Annotated in this window: 20 protein-coding genes and 1 tRNA gene; 15 read left to right on the top strand and 6 right to left on the bottom strand. The window is 45.9% G+C overall.

All coding sequences use genetic code 11. From position 1 onward, the window contains the following. Positions 1–4 precede the first annotated feature (4 nt). The 4 genes from KVT36_RS14375 (at position 5) to KVT36_RS14360 (ending at position 3753) form a co-directional block, all read left to right on the top strand. Positions 5–931 carry an FAD:protein FMN transferase gene (locus KVT36_RS14375; protein WP_217604196.1) on the top strand — a complete coding sequence of 309 codons (927 nt, stop codon included), beginning with the start codon at positions 5–7 and terminating at the stop codon, positions 929–931. Beyond that, a complete protein-coding gene (locus KVT36_RS14370; protein WP_217604195.1) occupies positions 918–1151 on the top strand; it encodes a DUF4266 domain-containing protein in 234 nt (77 codons plus the stop codon). The genes KVT36_RS14375 and KVT36_RS14370 overlap by 14 nt, the downstream gene beginning before the upstream one ends. Before the next feature lie 8 nt (positions 1152–1159). Continuing rightward, on the top strand, positions 1160–2398 hold the full coding sequence (locus tag KVT36_RS14365) for a DUF3570 domain-containing protein (protein WP_217604194.1): 1239 nt from the start codon (positions 1160–1162) through the stop codon (positions 2396–2398). Between the two features lie 407 nt (positions 2399–2805). Beyond that, positions 2806–3753: a bifunctional helix-turn-helix transcriptional regulator/GNAT family N-acetyltransferase gene (locus KVT36_RS14360; protein ID WP_217604193.1), complete on the top strand. Its 948-nt coding sequence runs from the start codon at positions 2806–2808 to the stop codon at positions 3751–3753. 166 nt (positions 3754–3919) lie between these two features. Here the strand turns inward: KVT36_RS14360 and KVT36_RS14355 are convergent, their stop codons facing one another. Beyond that, positions 3920–4921 carry a hypothetical protein gene (locus KVT36_RS14355; RefSeq protein ID WP_217604192.1) on the bottom strand — a complete coding sequence of 334 codons (1002 nt, stop codon included), beginning with the start codon at positions 4919–4921 and terminating at the stop codon, positions 3920–3922. Positions 4922–5071: 150 nt separating this feature from the next. Here KVT36_RS14355 and KVT36_RS14350 point away from each other — a divergent pair, with 150 nt between their 5' ends. Both KVT36_RS14350 and KVT36_RS14345 read left to right on the top strand, forming a co-directional pair. Continuing rightward, a complete protein-coding gene (locus KVT36_RS14350; protein ID WP_217604191.1) occupies positions 5072–5629 on the top strand; it encodes an isoprenylcysteine carboxylmethyltransferase family protein in 558 nt (185 codons plus the stop codon). Between the two features lie 77 nt (positions 5630–5706). Beyond that, positions 5707–5780: transfer RNA gene (locus KVT36_RS14345), tRNA-Met, on the top strand. Between the two features lie 333 nt (positions 5781–6113). On the opposite strand, the gene KVT36_RS14340 is transcribed toward KVT36_RS14345, so the two are convergent. After that, positions 6114–6440, bottom strand: a complete 327-nt coding sequence (locus tag KVT36_RS14340) for a hypothetical protein (RefSeq protein ID WP_217604190.1) — start codon at positions 6438–6440, stop codon at positions 6114–6116. Positions 6441–6850: 410 nt separating this feature from the next. After that, positions 6851–7531, bottom strand: coding sequence for a methyltransferase domain-containing protein (locus KVT36_RS14335; RefSeq protein WP_217604189.1), 681 nt, complete (start codon positions 7529–7531; stop codon positions 6851–6853). A gap of 91 nt (positions 7532–7622) precedes the next feature. On the opposite strand from KVT36_RS14335, the gene KVT36_RS14330 reads away from it, so the two are divergent. From KVT36_RS14330 to KVT36_RS14310, 5 genes are all read left to right on the top strand, one after another. Next, a complete protein-coding gene (locus KVT36_RS14330) occupies positions 7623–8417 on the top strand; it encodes a helix-turn-helix domain-containing protein (protein WP_217604188.1) in 795 nt (264 codons plus the stop codon). A 74-nt stretch (positions 8418–8491) separates the two neighbouring features. Further along, the gene (locus KVT36_RS14325) at positions 8492–8896 is read left to right on the top strand and encodes a VOC family protein (RefSeq protein ID WP_217604187.1); all 405 of its coding nucleotides are present in this window, start codon (positions 8492–8494) and stop codon (positions 8894–8896) included. A 36-nt stretch (positions 8897–8932) separates the two neighbouring features. Beyond that, a complete protein-coding gene (locus KVT36_RS14320; protein WP_217604186.1) occupies positions 8933–9781 on the top strand; it encodes a class I SAM-dependent methyltransferase in 849 nt (282 codons plus the stop codon). Between the two features lie 291 nt (positions 9782–10072). Continuing rightward, entirely contained in the window at positions 10073–10669 is a 597-nt protein-coding gene (locus KVT36_RS14315) for a TMEM175 family protein (protein WP_217604185.1), read from the top strand. Positions 10670–10762: 93 nt separating this feature from the next. Then, positions 10763–10975 carry a YwbE family protein gene (locus KVT36_RS14310; RefSeq protein WP_217604184.1) on the top strand — a complete coding sequence of 71 codons (213 nt, stop codon included), beginning with the start codon at positions 10763–10765 and terminating at the stop codon, positions 10973–10975. Positions 10976–10988: 13 nt separating this feature from the next. Here the strand turns inward: KVT36_RS14310 and KVT36_RS14305 are convergent, their stop codons facing one another. Both KVT36_RS14305 and KVT36_RS14300 read right to left on the bottom strand, forming a co-directional pair. Continuing rightward, positions 10989–11354, bottom strand: a complete 366-nt coding sequence (locus tag KVT36_RS14305; protein ID WP_217604183.1) for a hypothetical protein — start codon at positions 11352–11354, stop codon at positions 10989–10991. A gap of 42 nt (positions 11355–11396) precedes the next feature. Continuing rightward, a complete protein-coding gene (locus KVT36_RS14300) occupies positions 11397–11813 on the bottom strand; it encodes a thioesterase family protein (RefSeq protein WP_217604182.1) in 417 nt (138 codons plus the stop codon). A 186-nt stretch (positions 11814–11999) separates the two neighbouring features. On the opposite strand from KVT36_RS14300, the gene KVT36_RS14295 reads away from it, so the two are divergent. From KVT36_RS14295 to KVT36_RS14280, 4 genes are all read left to right on the top strand, one after another. Further along, entirely contained in the window at positions 12000–12296 is a 297-nt protein-coding gene (locus tag KVT36_RS14295) for a hypothetical protein (protein WP_217604181.1), read from the top strand. 694 nt (positions 12297–12990) lie between these two features. After that, positions 12991–15552 (top strand): glycoside hydrolase N-terminal domain-containing protein, encoded by a 2562-nt coding sequence (locus KVT36_RS14290; RefSeq protein WP_217604180.1) that lies wholly within the window; start codon positions 12991–12993, stop codon positions 15550–15552. A gap of 23 nt (positions 15553–15575) precedes the next feature. Beyond that, complete coding sequence (locus tag KVT36_RS14285) at positions 15576–16001, top strand: alpha-L-fucosidase (protein ID WP_217604179.1); 426 nt, start codon at positions 15576–15578, stop codon at positions 15999–16001. 38 nt (positions 16002–16039) lie between these two features. Further along, positions 16040–17839, top strand: a complete 1800-nt coding sequence (locus KVT36_RS14280; RefSeq protein ID WP_217604178.1) for a glycoside hydrolase family 36 protein — start codon at positions 16040–16042, stop codon at positions 17837–17839. 10 nt (positions 17840–17849) lie between these two features. Here the strand turns inward: KVT36_RS14280 and rhuM are convergent, their stop codons facing one another. Beyond that, positions 17850–18842, bottom strand: a complete 993-nt coding sequence (gene rhuM / locus KVT36_RS14275) for a virulence protein RhuM/Fic/DOC family protein (protein ID WP_217604177.1) — start codon at positions 18840–18842, stop codon at positions 17850–17852. Positions 18843–18989: the final 147 nt, after the last annotated feature.

The raw sequence follows: 18989 nt of genomic DNA, 5'->3' as shown, positions 1-18989 counted from the left end.
GTGTATGCAAAGCCATAAGGTACAGCTGCGGTTAATGGGATCAGACTTTGAGCTGATCATTGTGGAGCAGGATGCGGCTATCTCACAGCAACGCTTACACGAAGGCGTGGCGGAGATACAACGTATTGAACAATTACTTACAGAATTTAATGATACTTCCCAAACCTCGCTGTTGAACCGGCAAGCCGGTGTACAGCCCCTGCGGGTGGATGAGGAAGTATATGCCCTTATGGCGCGCTGCATCCGTTTATCCACACTTACGCAGGGCGCGTTTGATATTACGGCAGGCGCATTAAAGGCATTATATAATTTTAAAGGCAGCTCCTTTCAGCTACCGGATGCGGCTACACTGGCCGCTACCCTGCAGGCAGTGGGCTCCCAGCATATACAATTACAGGCGGACCGTACCGCTTACTTATCGCGCAAGGGCATGCGTATTGGTTTTGGCGCTGTAGGTAAAGGGTATGCGGCAGACCGGGTAAAAGCCTTATGGATGGCTAAGGGTGTAAAAAGCGGCGTAATAAATGCCAGTGGCGACCTCACAGCCTGGGGTACGCAGCCGGATGGCAGCCCCTGGAAAATAGGCATTGCCGACCCGGACAATCCTTCTAAAATAATGCTTTGGCTCCCGGTAAATAATGCGGCGGTAGCTACTTCCGGTAATTATGAACAATACTTTGAGCAGAACGGCATCCGCTATTCCCATAACATAGACCCTGTGAGCGGTAAGCCGGTTCCCTTTATTAAAAGCGTAACGGTGGTGAGCCCCAGTGCAGAACTATCAGATGCTTTGGCTACGGCCGTAACAGTAATGGGGCGCGAGGCAGGTATGTACTTGGTAGATCAGCTACCGAATGTACATTGCCTGCTTATAGATGCAGAGAACCAGGTTTTTCAATCCAGGCATATTAATATCCATGCAACAGCATAATACAACAAGGTGGTATATTTTATTCATGATAGCGGTGCTGATATTTGCGCTGCACAGCTGTGTAAGTGTAAAACCTTACCAGCGGGCTTACCTGAATGATGAAAATATGCAACCTGGCAAACCCGACATAGAAAAATTTGAAGAAGGTGCACATACTTACCGCGAAGGCGCCAGCGGTGGCGGCAACGGCAAAGCCAGCGGAGGATGCGGCTGTAACTGAATCAGGGCATGAAAAAGAAATATCTGGTATTAGGACTTTTAGCAACGGCTTTATCTGCATCTGCACAAAAGGCAAAAGACAGTACATATAAAAAGCAGCGGGTATCGCAAACGGATGTGCAGCTGTTATTTTCTTATTACACACAGGAAGGCGATCATTCCGCGGTTACCGGCGGCATAGGTACGGAGGCATTACAGGTATATGCACCTGAGATAACTATTACGCACAAACGCGATTCTGTAAATACCTTTCATGTAAATATGGGAGTGGATGTGATCACCTCTGCATCCACTGATAAAATAGATCATATCGTTTCCTCTGCCTCCCGGGTAGATGCCCGTACTCACCTGGATGCCGGTTACAGCCGGCTGTTACGGCGGTCCCGTGTACGGGTAGGTATCCACTCCGGCTTTTCTATTGAATCCGATTATTTTTCTGTGCCCATTGGCATAACCCTGAGCCAGGCAAATGCCAGTAGTACCCGTGAAGTGAGCGCTTCCCTGCAGGTATTCCTGGACGACCTGCGCTGGGGCCGGCTGGATCCTGATCATTTTTCACCTGAAAAGCTGATCTACCCGGAGGAGCTGCGGTATAAAGAATGGTTTACGGAGTACAAACGCCGCTCTTACAATGCCAGCTTTGCTTTGTACCAGGTGATCAATGAACGCATGCAGCTGGCTGTTTTCCCGGAGCTGGTATACCAGCATGGATTATTATCCACCCCTTTTCACCGTGTATATTTTTTGGGCGATAGCTTAAAAGTAGAGAACCTGCCGCGGGAAAGGTGGAAAGTACCGCTGGGCTTACAGCTGAACACTTTCGTGGGCCAGCGGGTTATTCTGCGTTCCTATTACCGTTTTTACCGGGATAACTTTGGGATTACGGCACATACGCTGCAGCTGGAAGCGCCGGTAAAAATAACACCCCGGCTTACTTTATCTCCCCTGCTGCGATATTATAATCAGCAGGGCAGTAAGTATTTTAAACCTTATAAGGAGCATCTTCTTAGTGAGCGTTTCTATACATCTGACTACGACCTTTCTACCTTTAACAGCTACAAGCTGGACATGGGTATACGGTATGCATTTTACAAACCTTTTCTGGGCAACTATTCTTTCCGGGAAGCGGCATTGCGGTATGCGTTTTACAAGCGGTCGGATGGATTATCGGCACATATGATCACTCTTTTGCTGGAAGCGAGCCATATGCGGATGCATGGGGGGAAGGGAGGAGGAAATATGCCCTGACATGAACTTCACCAGGGATTCACTAGGGAAAAACATGGGATTTAGTAGGGAAAGACATGAGAAACTCATGGGAAGGACATGGGAGAAACATAGCGTGCTTTGCTCTGGAATAGGTTTATACCCTGGTTAAATAATCCTGTTTGAAGTTTACAATGAGGGACTGATGTTGGTTTACAGCCTGGTTTTTCTCTTTTCCCATCTGGCAGCAAAATTTGCAACCGGGCGCAAAAGTATCCTGACGGAAAGCTTACGGTCCTCAACGAGCTACAGTAACTAGATTTATAACCGGTCCCAAAGGCAGCCGGCGGAAAACACACGGTTCCTAATAAGCCAGGGCAACAAATTTTGGCTGGAAAAATATTTCTCCATACATTTACGTAAGCAGTTACGTAATTAAAGATATAGTTATGGATTTTTATGATGAAATAGGAAAAATGGCCCTGGGCAGCCGGCTGCGGCGCCTGAGCGATCTGCTAACGGAAGAGGCCTCACAGATCTACAGCCTGTATGCTATTGACATGCAGCCTAAATGGTTCCCGGTATTTTATGTGCTATCCCGCGGGGAGGAAAGGACCATTACAGAAATAGCGCAGGAGATCGGACACACCCATCCTTCTGTAAGCCAGATTGTACGGGAAATGGCTAAGAAGGGATATGTAAAAGAGAAGAAAGGTAAAAAGGACGGGCGTAAGAACTACATTACCCTCTCCGCTGCCGGGGAAGCCATCGGCATCAAAATACAGGACCAGTATAAAGATGTAGGCGCTGCAGTGGATACTGCCATGAAAACCACGCAGTACGACCTGTGGAAAGGCATTGCAGAATGGGAGTTCTTATTAGAGCAGAAAAGCCTGCTGCGGCGCGTGCAGGAGGAGAAAAAACAACGGGAAAGCACAGAGGTGCAGATCATAGATTACCAGCCCAAACACGCAGCAGCATTCAGGAAGCTGAACGAAGAATGGATCACTACTTATTTTAAAATGGAAGCGGCTGACTACAAAGCGCTGGACCATCCTAAAGAATACATTCTGCAAAAAGGCGGATATATCCTGATGGCTGTTTATAATGATGAACCGGTGGGTACCTGTGCCCTTATTAAAATGGAAGACGGCGGTTATGAACTGGCCAAAATGGCCGTGTCGCCGGAAGCGCGCGGTAAGAACATTGGCTGGCTGCTGGGGAATGCTATTATAGAAAAGGCCCGCAGCATTGGCGCTCATCGCCTGTACCTGGAAAGCAATACTATTTTAAAGCCGGCTATTAACCTTTACCACAAACTGGGGTTTAAGAAAATAACCGGCCCGCCCTCACCTTATGAAAGGGCCAACATTCAAATGGAGTTAATTTTGGATTGATACATTTTAATATTTAGATTTTACATGAATAGCCACCCGGCATAGGTGGCTATTTTTTTGGGCGGCTATGAAAAAAAGTTGCCCTTATCTTTTGAGGCTAGCCTTGTGTTATAGCCTGCCTTTGTGTAGTTATGAAAAGGGGGAATGTGCGCGCACTGCTTTACAGTTATTCCTCCAGGAATATTTTACTGAATGATAAATATTCTTCATCCCGCTTTACCACCTTTACACCATAACGTTCTGTATCAAAGAGGCTCCAGTCAAGGTTTCCCCGTATCCAGGAGCGGAGCCCTGCCGTATAATGCGGCAAATTTTTGTGCACCACCTTTCCGCCTGTAAGCAATTTCTTTTCCAGGAACTGGAAGTGACGGATGGTTTCATTACAGACCTCTGTTACTTCGCGGATAGCATCATAGGGGCTTAAATGATGCTCGCCCTGCAGCAACAGTACTACATTATGCGGCTCGTTGATCCGTTGTTCTTTATTAAAAGAAACCAGGTCGTTTATCCAGCATACGGCCTCTATGCAGGTAAGGGTAAGCTGCTGCACCGCATCATGCAAACGGATCTCGTCCGGCAGCCAGGATTGGCCCATCATCTCTATCAGGTCAATACAAGGGTACATGGCGCTAGTGTAAGGCCGCATTTTAATATACTCGGCTATGCCGGGTGGCTGGGCAGCAAACCGGTTATCCGCTTCCCAGCAGGTGGCATCAAACAGGTTCTTCATGTTGTTTATAAAGCGGCGCTGCCAGCCCGGTGGGCAAAGGGTTTTCATGCGCTCCCAGATATCCATTAACCCGGCGGCTAAAGCTGCCTGCTCACTCAATACACTAGTCTGTCCTTGTTCCAGTACGCGGATCATTTCCTGCACCATACGCTCATGCTGCCGTTTGTTGCCTCCCAGCTGTTCCAATAGATCATCTACCCTGAACAGCCAGGTACAGAAATCACAGGCCAGGCAAAGCTCTAAGTAACCGGCCGTGTGATAGATACGGGAAACGAACCAGGGGAACCTGGCCTGGCGGTAAGCTGCCATTAGCTGAGGAGTGGGCGCCAGGCTGAATTGCTGTACCCAATACATATTATGCGCATGCACATCATCCAACTGATGGCTGATGCTGGCCGGGAACGGACAACAGATCTGCGGCAGGTGTAACTGTTCCATACCGGTTATTTTAAGGGAGAACCTAAAGTTAGACTGGTTGACTGCGGTAAAATTTCATAGCCGTGGAGAGCAGTTCTGCCTCGTAATTTAGATAAATTCCGGTCTTGCTTATTGCTATTGTAGCCGTTATCTTTAGGAGAACTGACTGCCATGGAGCTGTTCTTTAATATTATATACTTCTGCTGGTTTGCATCAGAGATTATCCTGAACCGGGTGCTGCGTGCGGGGCAAAATGATAAAAAACCAGCCAAACACTCCCTGACCTATATATGGATAACGGTAATGGTTTGTGTGATTGCGGCCGTAAATATTTCTAAACTGACCTATTTCCCGATTATAAAGTCCCCTGTTATTGGCCTGACAGGCATCGGGCTGATTATATCAGGTATGGTGCTGCGGCTGATCGCTATTATTTCCCTGGGCCGTTTTTTTACGGTGAATGTAGCCATCCGGGAAGGGCACACTGTTAAGCGGGATGGGATGTACAAATATGTGCGGCATCTCTCCTATTCAGCGTCGCTGCTCTCTTTTCTGGGGTTTGGCATTTCCATGAATAACTGGGTAGCTCTGCTGGTGGTATTTGTACCGGTGACGATCGCTTTCCTGTACCGGATCTATGTGGAGGAAACAATGCTGTCGGAGGCTTTAGGGGTGGATTACCTGGAATATAAAAAGCATACTAAGCGGCTGGTACCGGGGATTTATTAAGAAAAATTGATTAGTTTTTGATATTTCAGGATTGACCATTATCTTTGCACTCCCTCCGTAAAAAGAGGGGCTTATATGGCGAGGTAGCTCAGGCGGTTAGAGCGCAGGATTCATAACCCTGAGGTCAAGGGTTCAACTCCCTTTCTCGCTACGAATTTCTAGGAGGCTTTCAGGCAGATGCTTGAAAGCCTTTTTTTTAAGCACAATGTCGGTACGACTTGCCAATTATCCTATTCTATATTGTTTGCTTAGATAATAAACATGGTAATGCTATTGGTGATAAAAGCCCGAGATATGTCATCCTCTAATTGTCACGGTTCTTAAGGTCTCCGGTGGATAGCTTATGATTTACTTTTATCGCTTTGAATATTCATAATTCCTCTCTTTGTTGTCGGGCTTTTTTATTGAAGAACCGGGGTGCATTGGGCACTATCTCCTCCCTGCTAAATTTGAAATAATCGCAAATTGCCTGAATTGCCCAATGTCAGAAATCCACCTCTCCCTGTTCGATTTCTCCAACTTTATAGCCTAGTTCTTTTGTTGCAATTTCCTTAATGGCTTTAACCCATATGTCCCATTCTTCGGTATCCATTAGCCCGGCAAATTGAAGTCCGCCAGGTTCCACTGATGCGCAAATATGTTTTTCATTCTCGTTGAAACTAAACCAGTATGGCACTCCTCTTTCACCATGATCACCACCAGTGCCATATCCCAGCCAACCGTTAAGTTGTGCATAAATTACAGGGACTTTATCCCAAACTTCATCAGGGGCATCATATCTGATATTTAAGTTCATTTCTTGTTCCTTCATTGAATCTAAATTGAAAAGTAATTTATATAATCCTTTTGTATTCTTTCCATCAATAAACTGATTGCATTCGATCCCTCTGCCAATTCTATGAGGTGTTCAAACCATCGCTCCTTCTCAAATCAAATGAACAGGAATAACCCGGGGATGAAGTTTCACCCAATTTGTGACTTTATAAATATTACATTACTACCGGCACCTGAATAGGTGGGAGTAATGCCAGGTCTAACTCAAGCACAGATAATCGCTATGAAAAAGAAGAAAGGTATCAGCATCCTTGCCCATATTTTTATGTAGCTTTTCCTATCATTAGGCTATTCTTTCCTGTCAGAGCCTATCGTTGCGTACAAGAAAAAAGACTTTCAGGCGGTTGCCTGGAAGCCATTTTGTTTTTATTATTCTCCCCTAACCTGTTAAGAATAATAAGAATCCACCGCATCTTGTCCTGTATAATTAGGTCCGGTCTTGTCATCTGCACCTTTATAAGTTAGGTTGAAATTAATATTTCTTGACCCCTTACAAATAATTAGCTTTCTCCGGACATTATATTCAATCTCATTCTCGATAAACAACTTTTTTAAATATTGCCCCTTCGAATCTCCCTCAATCTTAACATTATTGAGATCCAAATTAGCCATAATTAATCCTTGATCACTAACAGATCTTAATCCCTGCGATAATACCTTAAGCTTGTCCCCAACGTAATGAAGTCCGTGAACACAGGTGATCAGATCGTACTGATCTTCATTTTCCCAGTTAACCAGGGAACTTATTTGAAATCGCAGGCAGCTGACAAATGATGGGATTGGCTGAAACTGGTCTATAAGATCAATTCCCAGCAGTGTGCCCCGATGCTGAGACCCCTTGTCTGCTAACTCCCTGGCATATTGAATTAATGCATTACCTTCTCCACAGCATAAGTCCAGCCATTTTACATGCCCCTGCTGCTTCAGACAGGTGTTCAAATATACTTCCGGTTTAAATTTCAGCTCTCTTTCATAGCTGTTTATCCCGCTGGCATTTCGCTTGCGATTCATGCGGTTGTTAGCAACTATGGAAGACCAGATTAATTCATTTTCTGTTAATAGCCTCATCGCTATCAAATATATACAACCATAATGGCTTTTTTAATGCAATTACCTATACTCTGGTTACGTCGTATCTTTACACCTGAAAAATCATCGCATGAACTTCCAGATAATTCCTCCTCCCGCATCCCTCAAAAATTATGTCCGCCATTTCTGGATGCTGGAGGATCAAACGGATGATGTATCGCCAAAGACCTTCACTGCGATGTGTAATGGTATACCCGGACTTATTTTTCAGGAGAAACCGGAAGCATTCGCCGGTTTTGAAGGAGAACGGTTGCCGCAGTTATTTGTTTTCGGTCAGGCGAAACAGTATGGGCAATTACATTGCTATGGCAGTTTTCGCACTATTGGCGTAAGCTTTCAGCCAACAGCGCTTAAATCAGTCTTTGGCTTAAATGCAAATGAGCTGACCCATCAAAATACATGTATCTCTCAGCTTACCAAGACATCTCTAACAGAACAGCTGCTCAATTGCAGCTCGTTACAACAACAGGTTGATTGCTTGTCTACATTTCTGCTTGCACAGGTGCGCCGTCACGAAGGTGGAAATAAAAAAGTGGAATATGCTGTTGACGCGCTGCAACAGGGCACAAATTTATCCCGTGTACTGCATGATCTCAACTTATCGGGACGTTCGCTTGAACGGCTCTTTCACTCACATATAGGTATTGCCCCCAGCCTGTTTACACGTATCTGCCGGTTCCAAACCTCATTGGCATTTTTGCGGCAGGGCAGGTTTCATTCCCTCACAGATCTTGCGCATTCGATCGGTTACTATGACCAGTCTCATTTTATCCGCGACTTTAAACTGTTCTCAGGAGCAAGCCCCCGCATTTACCTGCGTAAAACCATTGAACGGATGCCTGGTTTTCCGGAATGGCAATCATAGAAAATGCCTGTCGCTTTTGTACAATTTCAAACTAATTGCAGCCGGTACCTTTGCCCTAAGTTAAATGAACACTTATGCAAAAGACGATACCATTCCTGATGTTTACCGGCGATAATTGCGGGAAGACGAAAGAGGCCGTTACATTTTATACATCGCTCCTTCCCAATTCAGAAATAAAGGAGATAAAAGCATTTGAACCGGGCGAGCCGGGCGCCGAAAAAGGTTTGATCAAACATGTGCTTTTTTCACTGGGAGGTAGAGAATATATGGCAGCAGATGATCCACAGGGCAGCTATTCCTTTAATTCTTCTGTATCCATAGCCGTAAACTGTGAAACTGATATAGAAATTGAAACGCTTTATCAGTCACTCTCAAAAGGAGGCCACATGATGATGCCGCTGGATAGTTATGGCTTCAGCCGTAAGTTTGCTTTCTTTTCAGACAAATACAATTTTTCCTGGCAGTTAATCCTTTTCTGAGTCAATGTTCTCATTCATGATGTAAACAATTAGTCTATGCAAAAAACAATTCCGGATAATACCGCCGTGCGCGTGGCTTTATGGAGAGCATTACATCTGCAGGTAGATGCACCGCCACACATATTGGAAGATGAACTCGGCCTGCAGCTGGCAGGCCCGGAAGCAAACTGGCAACAGCGGCCGGACATGCATCCTGAAGGCACCCGGCAGGCACGCCTGTCAATAGTTACGCGGGCGCGGTTTGTAGAAGATCTGGTTGCAGCGGCCGTTAATCGTGGAATACATCAGTATGTTATATTGGGCGCCGGCCTTGACACCTTTGCCTTACGGCGAAAGGAGCTTGGCTCAAAAATAACAGTTTACGAAATTGACCAACCCGGCACACAGGCATGGAAAGAGCAGCGCCTGGTTGCACTCGGCTTAGGTATACCAGATGGATTGCGGTTCGTTCCGGTTGATTTTGAAAAAAATACCAACTGGCTTTTGTCACTGGAAAATGCCGGTTTTGATACCAACAGCCCGGCAATCATTGCCTGTACCGGCGTCAGCATGTACCTTACACAGGAGGCGGTACTGGGTATGCTTCAGCAGGTTGCATCCCTGGCCCCGCATTCTACATTAGCCATGTCGTTCTTGTTACCGAAAGACCTGCTGCATCCAGACGAACAACGTTTGCTTGAGATGGCCATGAAAGGAGCTGCGGCGGCAGGGACGCCATTTCTCAGCTTTTTTACACCTGAGCAGATGCTGGAGCTTTCTGCTAAAGCGGGTTTGCGGAATGCAGAAATTGTATCAGGGAGTGACCTCTCAGGTAAGTATTTTGCCGGCAGGGAGGATGGACTTTCCTTATCGAATGCCGAACCAATACTGGTTGCCACTACTTAGATCCTGGTATATACACTATTCAAGCTACAATTTGTTAGTCTGCAAGCTGGTTAAACATCTCCCGTTCCCGATACAGAACGGGAGAATTGTTTAACCAAATAGCTGTTAATTTTGTGTCTTAGTTGATTATCGTGCTACGCTCTTACTGTGAGTGCAGTAATTAGGGTCTTTCGGCTGGCTAGTTTTTTCGGCAAATGGGCGATTTCTGACAGGAACGCCCGGAAGCGGAAATTGTCTCAGCAAGGCAGAGAAAACATCCAGGTATTCCTAAACACATAAAATGCAACAGCTATGGGAAACGTCATAACTGAAATGAACCGATCCAGGGAACAAAGCCTTGAACGGATCAATGCTTTTTCTGATGGCATTTTCGCCATAATCATCACCATTATGGTGCTCGACCTAAAAAAGCCGGAACCGGCAACATTTAAGGCATTGAGCCATCTGTGGCCAACATGGGTCAGCTATGCTGCCAGCTATTTGTTTATTGCTATCGTCTGGGTAAATCACCACTATCTGCTGAAAAATGCAAAGCATGCAACATCGAGATTGATATGGTCAAATTTCGGCCACATGTTTGTTGTTTCCCTGATCCCTTTTCTCACCTCCTGGATGGCCGATACCCGTTTGGAAGCAGTGCCGGTTGCCATGTATGCTTTTATCTTTTTCCTGGTAAACCTTACCTATCTCGGCCTCATCTATCAAACTATCCCCCATTTTCGCCATGATAATGAAAGAGCCCGCCGCTTATTCCGCCTGCGTTCCATTGGTACCCTGCTTTTGGCGTTGTCAGCATCCGGCCTGGCTTTCTGGCATCCTGGCCTTGGATTTTCCATCATCTGTGGTTGTTTCTTACTATATCTAAGGCCAGAAGCACCGAAAATTTGATGTAAAGGCTTCTCCACCTGGATAAAGATCATACATAAGTTTTCATAATGATGTTTTCCTTCAATAATTTTACAACTGATAAACAGAAAACATATGGATGGCCAATATAGAAAAGACATTTATCCCGGACTGGAAGTAGCCATTATCCTTAAAAAAGATCAGCGAAATGGTAAGTTAACATACGGCATTGTTAAAGATCTGCTTACATCAGCAGCCTATCATTCAAGAGGGATAAAGGTACGGCTGGAGGATGGACAGGTTGGGCGTGTAGCCCAAACAGATGTGGTGGATCCCGATGGCGAATAAACACTACCCGCAATTACCATTGCTGAATGATCATACAAACATCGGATTCATCCTTCAATGCAAATTCCCTGGCGCCCCATGGCCGGAGTGTAATTTTGTTGAGATTGGGATGCAGTAATTCCGGATGCGTTGATGCTACCTTTTTATACACCTCATCAATATTAGTTGTTACCAGCCTGAATTCAGGCCGGTCTTTTTCTGCATACTCCTTATTTTGAAAAAGGTTGATACGCAATTCATCTTTTTCAATCACACAAAAAGGATCTTCAGAGCTCAATTCATCGTGCCCAATACTAAACTCCAGGCATTCAACAAAAAGCCGGAGGCCTACTTTAATGTCTGTATAAAATATATTGGGGACCAGTTTTGTAAATTTCATTTTGGGTTTAATTTATCCCTGTATTTGCCGGATTGTACTTTATTAAGATTCCAATACAGGTGCTGTGATCAGTTTTTCTTTGATTGAATCCGGGAGGAATGGCCGTCCACCGGTAGCAGGTACACAGGTTCCCGTGAAAACCGCTTTGGTAACGATCTTTCCGTTTAGAATTATTTTTTGTTCAAAATGTATTTGAGGTTTGCCACTTTTATCCGCAAACAATTCACAGGTTACTGTAAATCTATCATCCTTCTTGAGGGAACGAAGGAAATTGATGGTATACTGAGACAAAACCATATTTATTCCTTTTTTTGCTTCTTCTTCGAGGCCAAATCCAAGAACATCTTTTATAAACTCATGCCTGCAATATTCCATGTAAAACGGGTAAAACAGACCATCCATTATTCCCTGAACGTCTATATGATCAGGATTAACAACATATTCTTTTACATATTCCATGATTAACATTTTTACGCCGCTAATGTATGTAAATAACTTAAATCGGGAAACCTGTAAATACCGTTTGCCCATATAATCCGGCTGTTACACAATTCATACAAACATGTTCTGAAATGTTCTTTGATTGTTCAAATCTGTTTTGTAGATTTAAATGATATACTCCTCTTAACCATTAAACATTTTCACATGAAAAACGTGAAAGCCCTTCTCTTTTTCCCACTATTCGCCGGGATCTTTCTGTTAAGCTCATTTTCCACAAAACAGACCCAAACTCAAACAGCAAGACCTGCCATCATTAACTACGCCTGGTACACCCCCTCCGGCCAGTTTGTTGCCTGGAGCACGTTGGCAAATGCAGAAATTGTCAGCGATGCCGACACCAATCCAGTTAACCGAACTTTGGTAGCGCTGGGATATACCAATGGCGGGCCGGGCCTGCCGCCATCAGGAACCCTTGTTTACCATCTTTATCAGCATCCATGACGAAACAAAAAACGCCCCGCAATTACGGGGCGTTTTTTGTTTTATGATCTTTACAGTAAGCACTATTTTCTTTTAACCTCAAAAATTCAATACATCATTGCTTAAACAGCACCGGTAAATTATCAAAGGGCAATATTCCCGGTCACGCTTGTAGTAAAGCTTTCAGGCAGATGCTTTGGGAGCCTGGTTCCATTTTGTTCATATGCTGATACTATGAAAAGCATTTTCATTGTTTGTTTCTTTGTTCTATACAACCAGATGGCCTGCCAGCTTTTGCCAGCAGTAGGATCAGATAATCCCTGAACATTTTGTCCGGCACATCGCTCCCTTCCCTTAAATTTTTGAACGAAGGTTTTTCCAGTGGTATTAATGTGATTTCCTCTCTTCCTGATGCAATCTTCACCAGAATTTTATTTTATGCAATCGATTGCTTAATTTAAATCAAGATTCCAGGTTTATGAAAAAGAAGGACATAAATACTATTAAGTCCATCCCTCTTTTTCTCTATTGCAAAAATGCTGTTAGTAACTGTATTGTTATCATTTGGTAATGAGCGCCAGGTCTAGTGAGCTACTATAAGCCACCCTGTTGCACCAGATATTCTTCAGCAATTTCCGTAAAGCCTGGAGGCCTGATCTATAAAGATAAAATGCTACCGGTAATCCGCTGTTCCACAAAAAATCTGAATTCCAGTATGAAACGTTACACCATTACCTTTCTTTTATTATTAGCCGTACAGGCTTTATCCGCAGCGCCGCCGCAAGATTCGCTGCTACGGCTATGGTACCGGCAGCCGGCCACGCAATGGGTAGCCGCCCTGCCGGTAGGCAATGGGCGTATAGGTGCTATGGTATTTGGTGGCGTGCAGCAGGAACAGCTGCAATTGAATGAAGGTTATCTGTGGTCAGGCGGGCCGCGTGATGGTAATAATCCGCAAGCCAAACAAACGTTACCGTTTATACGCCAGCTGCTGTTTGAAGAAAAATACATAGAGGCTGACCAGGCTGCACGTAAAATGATGGGCCTGTACAGTGCCCGTTACCTGACCCTGGGCAGCCTGTTTTTTGATAACACCATTAATGGCTCACCGGAACAATACCGGCGGCAGCTGGACCTGAACAATGCCTTATCCACCGTAACATTTACCGCAGGTGGAGTTACCTATACACGGGAAGTATTTATCAGCTACCCGGCGCAATTGCTGGTAGTTCGTTTCAGGGGCAGCCGCTCCGGCGCTATTACCTTTAATACCCGTTTTCAAAACCCCATGCCGCATCACACACAGGCGGTGAACGACCGTTATGTGGTCATGAAAGGTAAATGCCCGGAATATGTGGCTAACCGTCCGGCAGAAGCCCGGCAAATTGTGTATGCTCCTGGTGGGAATGGTGAAGGAATGAATTACGAAGTGCATTTGCAGGCAAGGGTAAAAGATGGCGCCGTGCATGCTGATACCAGCGGATTAAAAGTACAGGGCGCTTCAGAGGTAGTATTGTTATTATCCATAGGCACCAGCTATAACGGACCGGATAAGTCTCCGGGCAGGGAAGGTAAAGATCCTGCTGCTGAAGCCTTACGTTACCTGGATGCTGCCAGGCAAAAAGATTATGCACAGCTGCTGCAGGAGCATGAAAAAGATTACCAGGCCCTTTTCAGTAAAGTACAGCTGGACCTTGGTAAAGACAGCTCTGCAACGCAGGCTACTGATGTGCGGCTAAAAGCATACACAGCCAGTGGTGGCCACCGCGATCCGCAGCTGACCACACTGCTGTATCAATATGGACGTTACCTGATGATAGCAGGCTCCCGTAAAGGCGGGCCAGCCATGACCCTGCAGGGTTTATGGAACCATGAAATGCAGCCACCCTGGGGCTCCAATTATACTATTAACATCAATACCGAAATGAACTATTGGCCATCTGAAACAGCCAACCTTAGTGAATGCGGTATCCCATTGTTCAACTTCATTATGCAGCTGGCCCAAAAAGGGCGTGTAACCGCTGCCGTTAATTATGGCGCCAGGGGCTGGACCGCACATCATAATGCAGACATATGGGCCATGACCAATCCTGCAGGCGGTATTGATTTTAATGATCCACGGGGTAACCCAAGATGGGCCATTTGGCCTATGGGAGGGGCCTGGCTTACCCGGCACCTGTGGGAGCATTACCTGTTCACCGGCAACCGTTCCTTCCTTGCGGATACAGCCTACCCGGTTATGAAGTCTGCAGTAGAATTTATGCTGGACTGGCTGATAAAGAACGATAAAGGCCAATGGGTAACCAGCCCGGCCACCTCTCCGGAAAATAATTTCCTGGTAAATGGTAAAAGGGAAGGCTCTGTGAGCATAGCCACTACCATGGACCTTTCCATTATACGTGACCTGTTCAATAATACGGTGCAGGCAGCGCAGCTATTAAATAAAGATGCTGCATTTGCAACCCAGTTAAAAGCTAGGCTGCAGGGGCTGTATCCCTTTCACACAGGGCAGTACGGGCAATTGCAGGAGTGGTATAAGGACCTGGATGATCCGGAAGATCATCACCGGCACCTCTCCCATTTATACGGACTATTCCCCGGTTATTTCATTACGCCGCGTCATAACCCGGTGCTGGCAGCAGCAGCCAAACGCAGCTTACTGCTGCGTGGCGATGGGGGCACCGGCTGGTCCAAAGCCTGGAAGGTGAACTGGTGGGCAAGGCTGGAAGATGGCGATCATGCCTATATGATGCTGAACAAACAGCTGTTCCTGACCACTGTAGATAGTGTAAGTGTAGCAGATGGATCGGGTGGCTCTTACCCCAACTTATTTGATGCGCATCCGCCTTTCCAGATAGATGGCAACTTTGGCGTAACCTCCGGTATTACGGAAATGCTGCTGCAAAGCCATGATGGCGCTGTTTATTTATTGCCTGCATTGCCGGCAGCCTGGCCAAACGGCCATGTAAAGGGGCTGAAGGCCCGTGGTGGTTTTGAAATAGATATGGAGTGGGAACAGGGAAAGCTTACCAAAGCAGTGCTTCACAGTAAGCTGGGCGGCAACTGCCGTATTCGTATACAGGTACCCGTAAATGCAGCAGGTACTGCATTAAAACCCGCCAGCGGAAATAATCCAAACCCCTGTTACTTTATTCCATTGCCGGTAAAAACGGAAGTGAAAGACAAAACCAGGCTGCCGGAGCTGCCCCTGAAAAAGATCTATGAGTATGACCTGATGACAACAGCCGGGAAAGACTATAACATGAATACCTATTAACGTAGCACAACTAATACCATACTATGAAGCGCATATTTTTAAGTGCAATCATTACCGTTATATCCATAGGCCTGCAGGCGCAAACTCCTGCAGGCGATAAGGAAGATGAGCAGGCCCTTTTGATGCAAAAGGGCGCTGAACGGGATCAGGCAGCTATTGATGATGCAGTGAACGGCTGGTGGAAACGCAGTATGAAAAACCATGATGCCCGCATAGCCTGGTGGCGGGAGGATAAGTTTGGCTGCTTTATACACTGGGGCGTGTATTCTGCCGCCGGTGGGGAATGGATTGGCAAAAAAGTAGATGGTTATGCGGAGCACCTCATGCGCAAGGAAACAATACCCAGGGATGTTTACCGGGAAAAATTGCCGAAAACATTTAACCCTGAACAGTTCAATGCAGAGGCCTGGGTGCGGCTGATAAAAGCTGCCGGAGCTGATGTTATTTGAGATCACTTTAAAACCAACCAGGTAAAAATTTCATACGAATGATATTAAAGAAACAGGGTTATGCCTGCTTATTAGCAGGCCTGCTGGCAGGAACAGCTTTGCATGCCGGCCCGGCAGATCAATTCCTGCAGGCACTAAAGAGCAGCAAAGCCACCATTGTAACGGACAACGGGCAAGCTGCACCTGCTACGGTACAGATCACCCGCACATGGAACGGGGATTTTTGCACCTCACGTGTAGTCAACACCGGTAGTACGCCGGTACGTATCAAAGAAGTGCTGCTGGCGCAGGCGGGTAAAGCATTACCATCTAATACGCCTTTTTATGGCGAAGGATTCCAGATGCTGACGCAGACCAGCGGCACGCTGGAAAAGCCCCAGGTATTAGGTAATTATACGGATGACGGGCATTACCGGATACCACAACCGGCCGGCTACCTGGCCGTGTACAACCTGTTACGCCTGTACCCTGCCGGCGAACCGCAGCTGCTGCTGGGGTTTACCAGCTGCAAACACTTTGCAGGTAAGTTTTACCTGAATGCAGACACCATTAAAGTAGTAATGGACCTTGAGAACCTTTCCCTGGCCCCCGGAGCGGCTTTTCAGCTGGAGGAATGGGCGCTGATGAATGGCGGCGAGGGTAATGCCCTGCTGGAGAAGTTTGCCAACCGTATAAATCATTATCATCCCCACCTGGCCTTTAAGCAACCGCCTACCGGCTGGTGCAGCTGGTATTGCTTTGGGCCGCAGGTAACGGCGCAGAATATTTATGATAACCTGGATTATATCAAGGCCAACCTGCCTGCCCTGCGATACATACAGATAGATGACGGCTACCAGCCGCATATGGGCGACTGGTTATCAACCGGCAAATCATTTGGCGGTAACATACAGCCGGTATTGAAAACCATACGCAGCAAGGGCTTTGAGCCGGCCATATGGGTTGCTCCCTTTATTTGCGATAGTAATTCAACGGTATATAAAGAGCATCCTGACTGGCTGGTAAAAGACGCGAGCGGTAAACCCCTGCGCAGCGATCTTGTTACCTTCGGCGGCTGGCGGCTTAAACCCTGGTACGTATTGGATGGCACCAATCCTGCCGTGCAAAAACACCTGGAACAAATGTTCCGCATTATGCGTAACCAGTGGGGATGTACCTACTTTAAGCTGGACGCAAATTTCTGGGGCGCAATACACGGTGGTTATTTCTATGATAAACAGGCCACCCGTGTAGATGCATACCGCCGCGGTATGGAAGCTATACTTAAAGGCACCGGCGATGCTTTTATACTGGGCTGTAATCATCCGCTATGGCCATCGCTGGGCCTTATACACGGCTCCCGCAGCTCTATGGATATTAAACGTCAGTGGTCTGTTTTTGAACGTTCAGGCAGGGAAAACCTGTACCGCGCCTGGCGGAACGGCCGCCTGTGGTGGAATGATCCTGATTGCCTGCTGCTTACCGGTAAGATGCCGGATAATGAATTCCGTTTTCATGCAGCGCTCATCTATAGCACGGGCGGTATGCTGCTAAGCGGGGACGACCTGACCACCATCTCACCCGAACGGTTAAACGTATTGCGGAAAACAGTACCACCTACCGCGAAGGCAGCTGCTTTTGAAGATGGGAAATTTGAGATAGGCAGGTTATCTACTCCCAAAGGTAAATACGTAGTGCTGCTGAACTGGGATAGTACCGCCAGAACCATTACGGCTAAGTTGGATAAGCCCTGTGAAGTAGTGGACCACTGGACTGGTAAAAGCCTGGGCAAATTTTCAGATAAATATACGCTGGAGCTACAGGGCCATGATGGAACCGTAGTGGAATTAAAGGAGTAAAAATGCTGCTTTAGTTATAACCGTTGATAAGATTAACAACCACCTGCGCAATAATATCCTTTTCATCCGGTTTACTTTCTGCAATCATTAACGTTAGTGCAACAAGCGCATTATCAGCAATGCGTTTTGTACCATCTTCCCGGTAAAGGATACTGTTCTTTTCAAGGAACCATACAAACAAGAAAGCTGCGATCCGTTTATTGCCATCTGAAAATGAATGGTTCTTAACTACAAAGTATAACAGGTGGGCGGCTTTTTCTTCAATGCTCGGATAGAGATCCCGTCCACCAAAAGACTGATAGATGGTTGCAATAGAGCTTTGGAAAGATTCATCTTTTTCATTACCGAATAAGCGGCTGCCGCCGAATTTATCTCTTAAGCTCCGGATAGCTTTCATTGCTTCCCCATAATTGGCAATAAAACCCTGCTGCGTATGCGTGGCCTCTATGGTAAGCTTACGATGATCATATTTATCTAAAACGTCCAGCGCATAGGTATAATCGGTAATTACTTTTAACAGGCCGCCGGCTTCGTCAGAAGATAATTCCTGCGCCCCCAATACATTGCCCATCAATTTCACAGTTTGTTTAAGCGCCTCAAACTGCTGGCTTTGTTCGTGTAGGCGTTTTTCGTTTAAGGAATATCCTTTAACCAGGTATTCTTTTAGAATTTTGTTTGCCCAAATGCGGAATTGGGTACCACGGATTGAGTTGACACGATAGCCAATGGAAATGATCATGTCCAGGTTATAGTGCTCTAACTCCCTGGAAATGTCCCTTTTACCTTCCTTTCGAACTGTTCGGATTTTCCGAACAGTTGCTTCCTGATTCAATTCCTCTGAATTAAATATGTGTTTTATATGCTCGCTAATGTTTGCCTTACTGGATTGAAAAAGGTCTACAATTTGTGATTGCGTTAACCAAATTGTATCCTGATCAAGGATAACATCTATAGATGTTTCGCCATCCGGTGTCTGGTAAATGATAATTTGATTATTTTCCATTTTACCTGTCTTTGTATTAATCATGAAATTAACACATCCGCAATGGATAAATCGTTAAGCGCAGGTAAATCTTCATACAATTCTGTGTTTCCGTTATTTTCAATTTCAAATTGTAAATTCTGCTTCTTGTATAACTGAAAAAGGAAG

It is taken from the genome of Chitinophaga sp. GbtcB8 (assembly GCF_019091455.1).
Lineage (GTDB): Bacteria > Bacteroidota > Bacteroidia > Chitinophagales > Chitinophagaceae > Chitinophaga.
Note: the sequence above shows the minus strand (reverse complement) of the source record. Positions and strands in the feature narration are given on the sequence as shown.

What these genes read in the sequence shown, in the direction of transcription:
- KVT36_RS14365 (WP_217604194.1), top strand. Translation starts at nt 1,160, where the DNA reads ATGAAAAAGAAATATCTGGTATTAGGACTTTTAGCAACGGCTTTATCT.
- KVT36_RS14305 (WP_217604183.1), bottom strand. Translation starts at nt 11,354, where the DNA reads ATGAAATTTACAAAACTGGTCCCCAATATATTTTATACAGACATTAAA.
- KVT36_RS14310 (WP_217604184.1), top strand. Translation starts at nt 10,763, where the DNA reads ATGGATGGCCAATATAGAAAAGACATTTATCCCGGACTGGAAGTAGCC.
- KVT36_RS14350 (WP_217604191.1), top strand. Translation starts at nt 5,072, where the DNA reads ATGGAGCTGTTCTTTAATATTATATACTTCTGCTGGTTTGCATCAGAG.
- KVT36_RS14280 (WP_217604178.1), top strand. Translation starts at nt 16,040, where the DNA reads ATGATATTAAAGAAACAGGGTTATGCCTGCTTATTAGCAGGCCTGCTG.
- KVT36_RS14370 (WP_217604195.1), top strand. Translation starts at nt 918, where the DNA reads ATGCAACAGCATAATACAACAAGGTGGTATATTTTATTCATGATAGCG.
- KVT36_RS14375 (WP_217604196.1), top strand. Translation starts at nt 5, where the DNA reads ATGCAAAGCCATAAGGTACAGCTGCGGTTAATGGGATCAGACTTTGAG.
- KVT36_RS14285 (WP_217604179.1), top strand. Translation starts at nt 15,576, where the DNA reads ATGAAGCGCATATTTTTAAGTGCAATCATTACCGTTATATCCATAGGC.
- KVT36_RS14320 (WP_217604186.1), top strand. Translation starts at nt 8,933, where the DNA reads ATGCAAAAAACAATTCCGGATAATACCGCCGTGCGCGTGGCTTTATGG.
- KVT36_RS14335 (WP_217604189.1), bottom strand. Translation starts at nt 7,531, where the DNA reads ATGAGGCTATTAACAGAAAATGAATTAATCTGGTCTTCCATAGTTGCT.
- KVT36_RS14360 (WP_217604193.1), top strand. Translation starts at nt 2,806, where the DNA reads ATGGATTTTTATGATGAAATAGGAAAAATGGCCCTGGGCAGCCGGCTG.
- KVT36_RS14295 (WP_217604181.1), top strand. Translation starts at nt 12,000, where the DNA reads ATGAAAAACGTGAAAGCCCTTCTCTTTTTCCCACTATTCGCCGGGATC.
- KVT36_RS14325 (WP_217604187.1), top strand. Translation starts at nt 8,492, where the DNA reads ATGCAAAAGACGATACCATTCCTGATGTTTACCGGCGATAATTGCGGG.
- KVT36_RS14290 (WP_217604180.1), top strand. Translation starts at nt 12,991, where the DNA reads ATGAAACGTTACACCATTACCTTTCTTTTATTATTAGCCGTACAGGCT.
- KVT36_RS14315 (WP_217604185.1), top strand. Translation starts at nt 10,073, where the DNA reads ATGGGAAACGTCATAACTGAAATGAACCGATCCAGGGAACAAAGCCTT.
- KVT36_RS14355 (WP_217604192.1), bottom strand. Translation starts at nt 4,921, where the DNA reads ATGGAACAGTTACACCTGCCGCAGATCTGTTGTCCGTTCCCGGCCAGC.
- rhuM (WP_217604177.1), bottom strand. Translation starts at nt 18,842, where the DNA reads ATGGAAAATAATCAAATTATCATTTACCAGACACCGGATGGCGAAACA.
- KVT36_RS14330 (WP_217604188.1), top strand. Translation starts at nt 7,623, where the DNA reads ATGAACTTCCAGATAATTCCTCCTCCCGCATCCCTCAAAAATTATGTC.
- KVT36_RS14300 (WP_217604182.1), bottom strand. Translation starts at nt 11,813, where the DNA reads ATGGAATATGTAAAAGAATATGTTGTTAATCCTGATCATATAGACGTT.
- KVT36_RS14340 (WP_217604190.1), bottom strand. Translation starts at nt 6,440, where the DNA reads ATGAAGGAACAAGAAATGAACTTAAATATCAGATATGATGCCCCTGAT.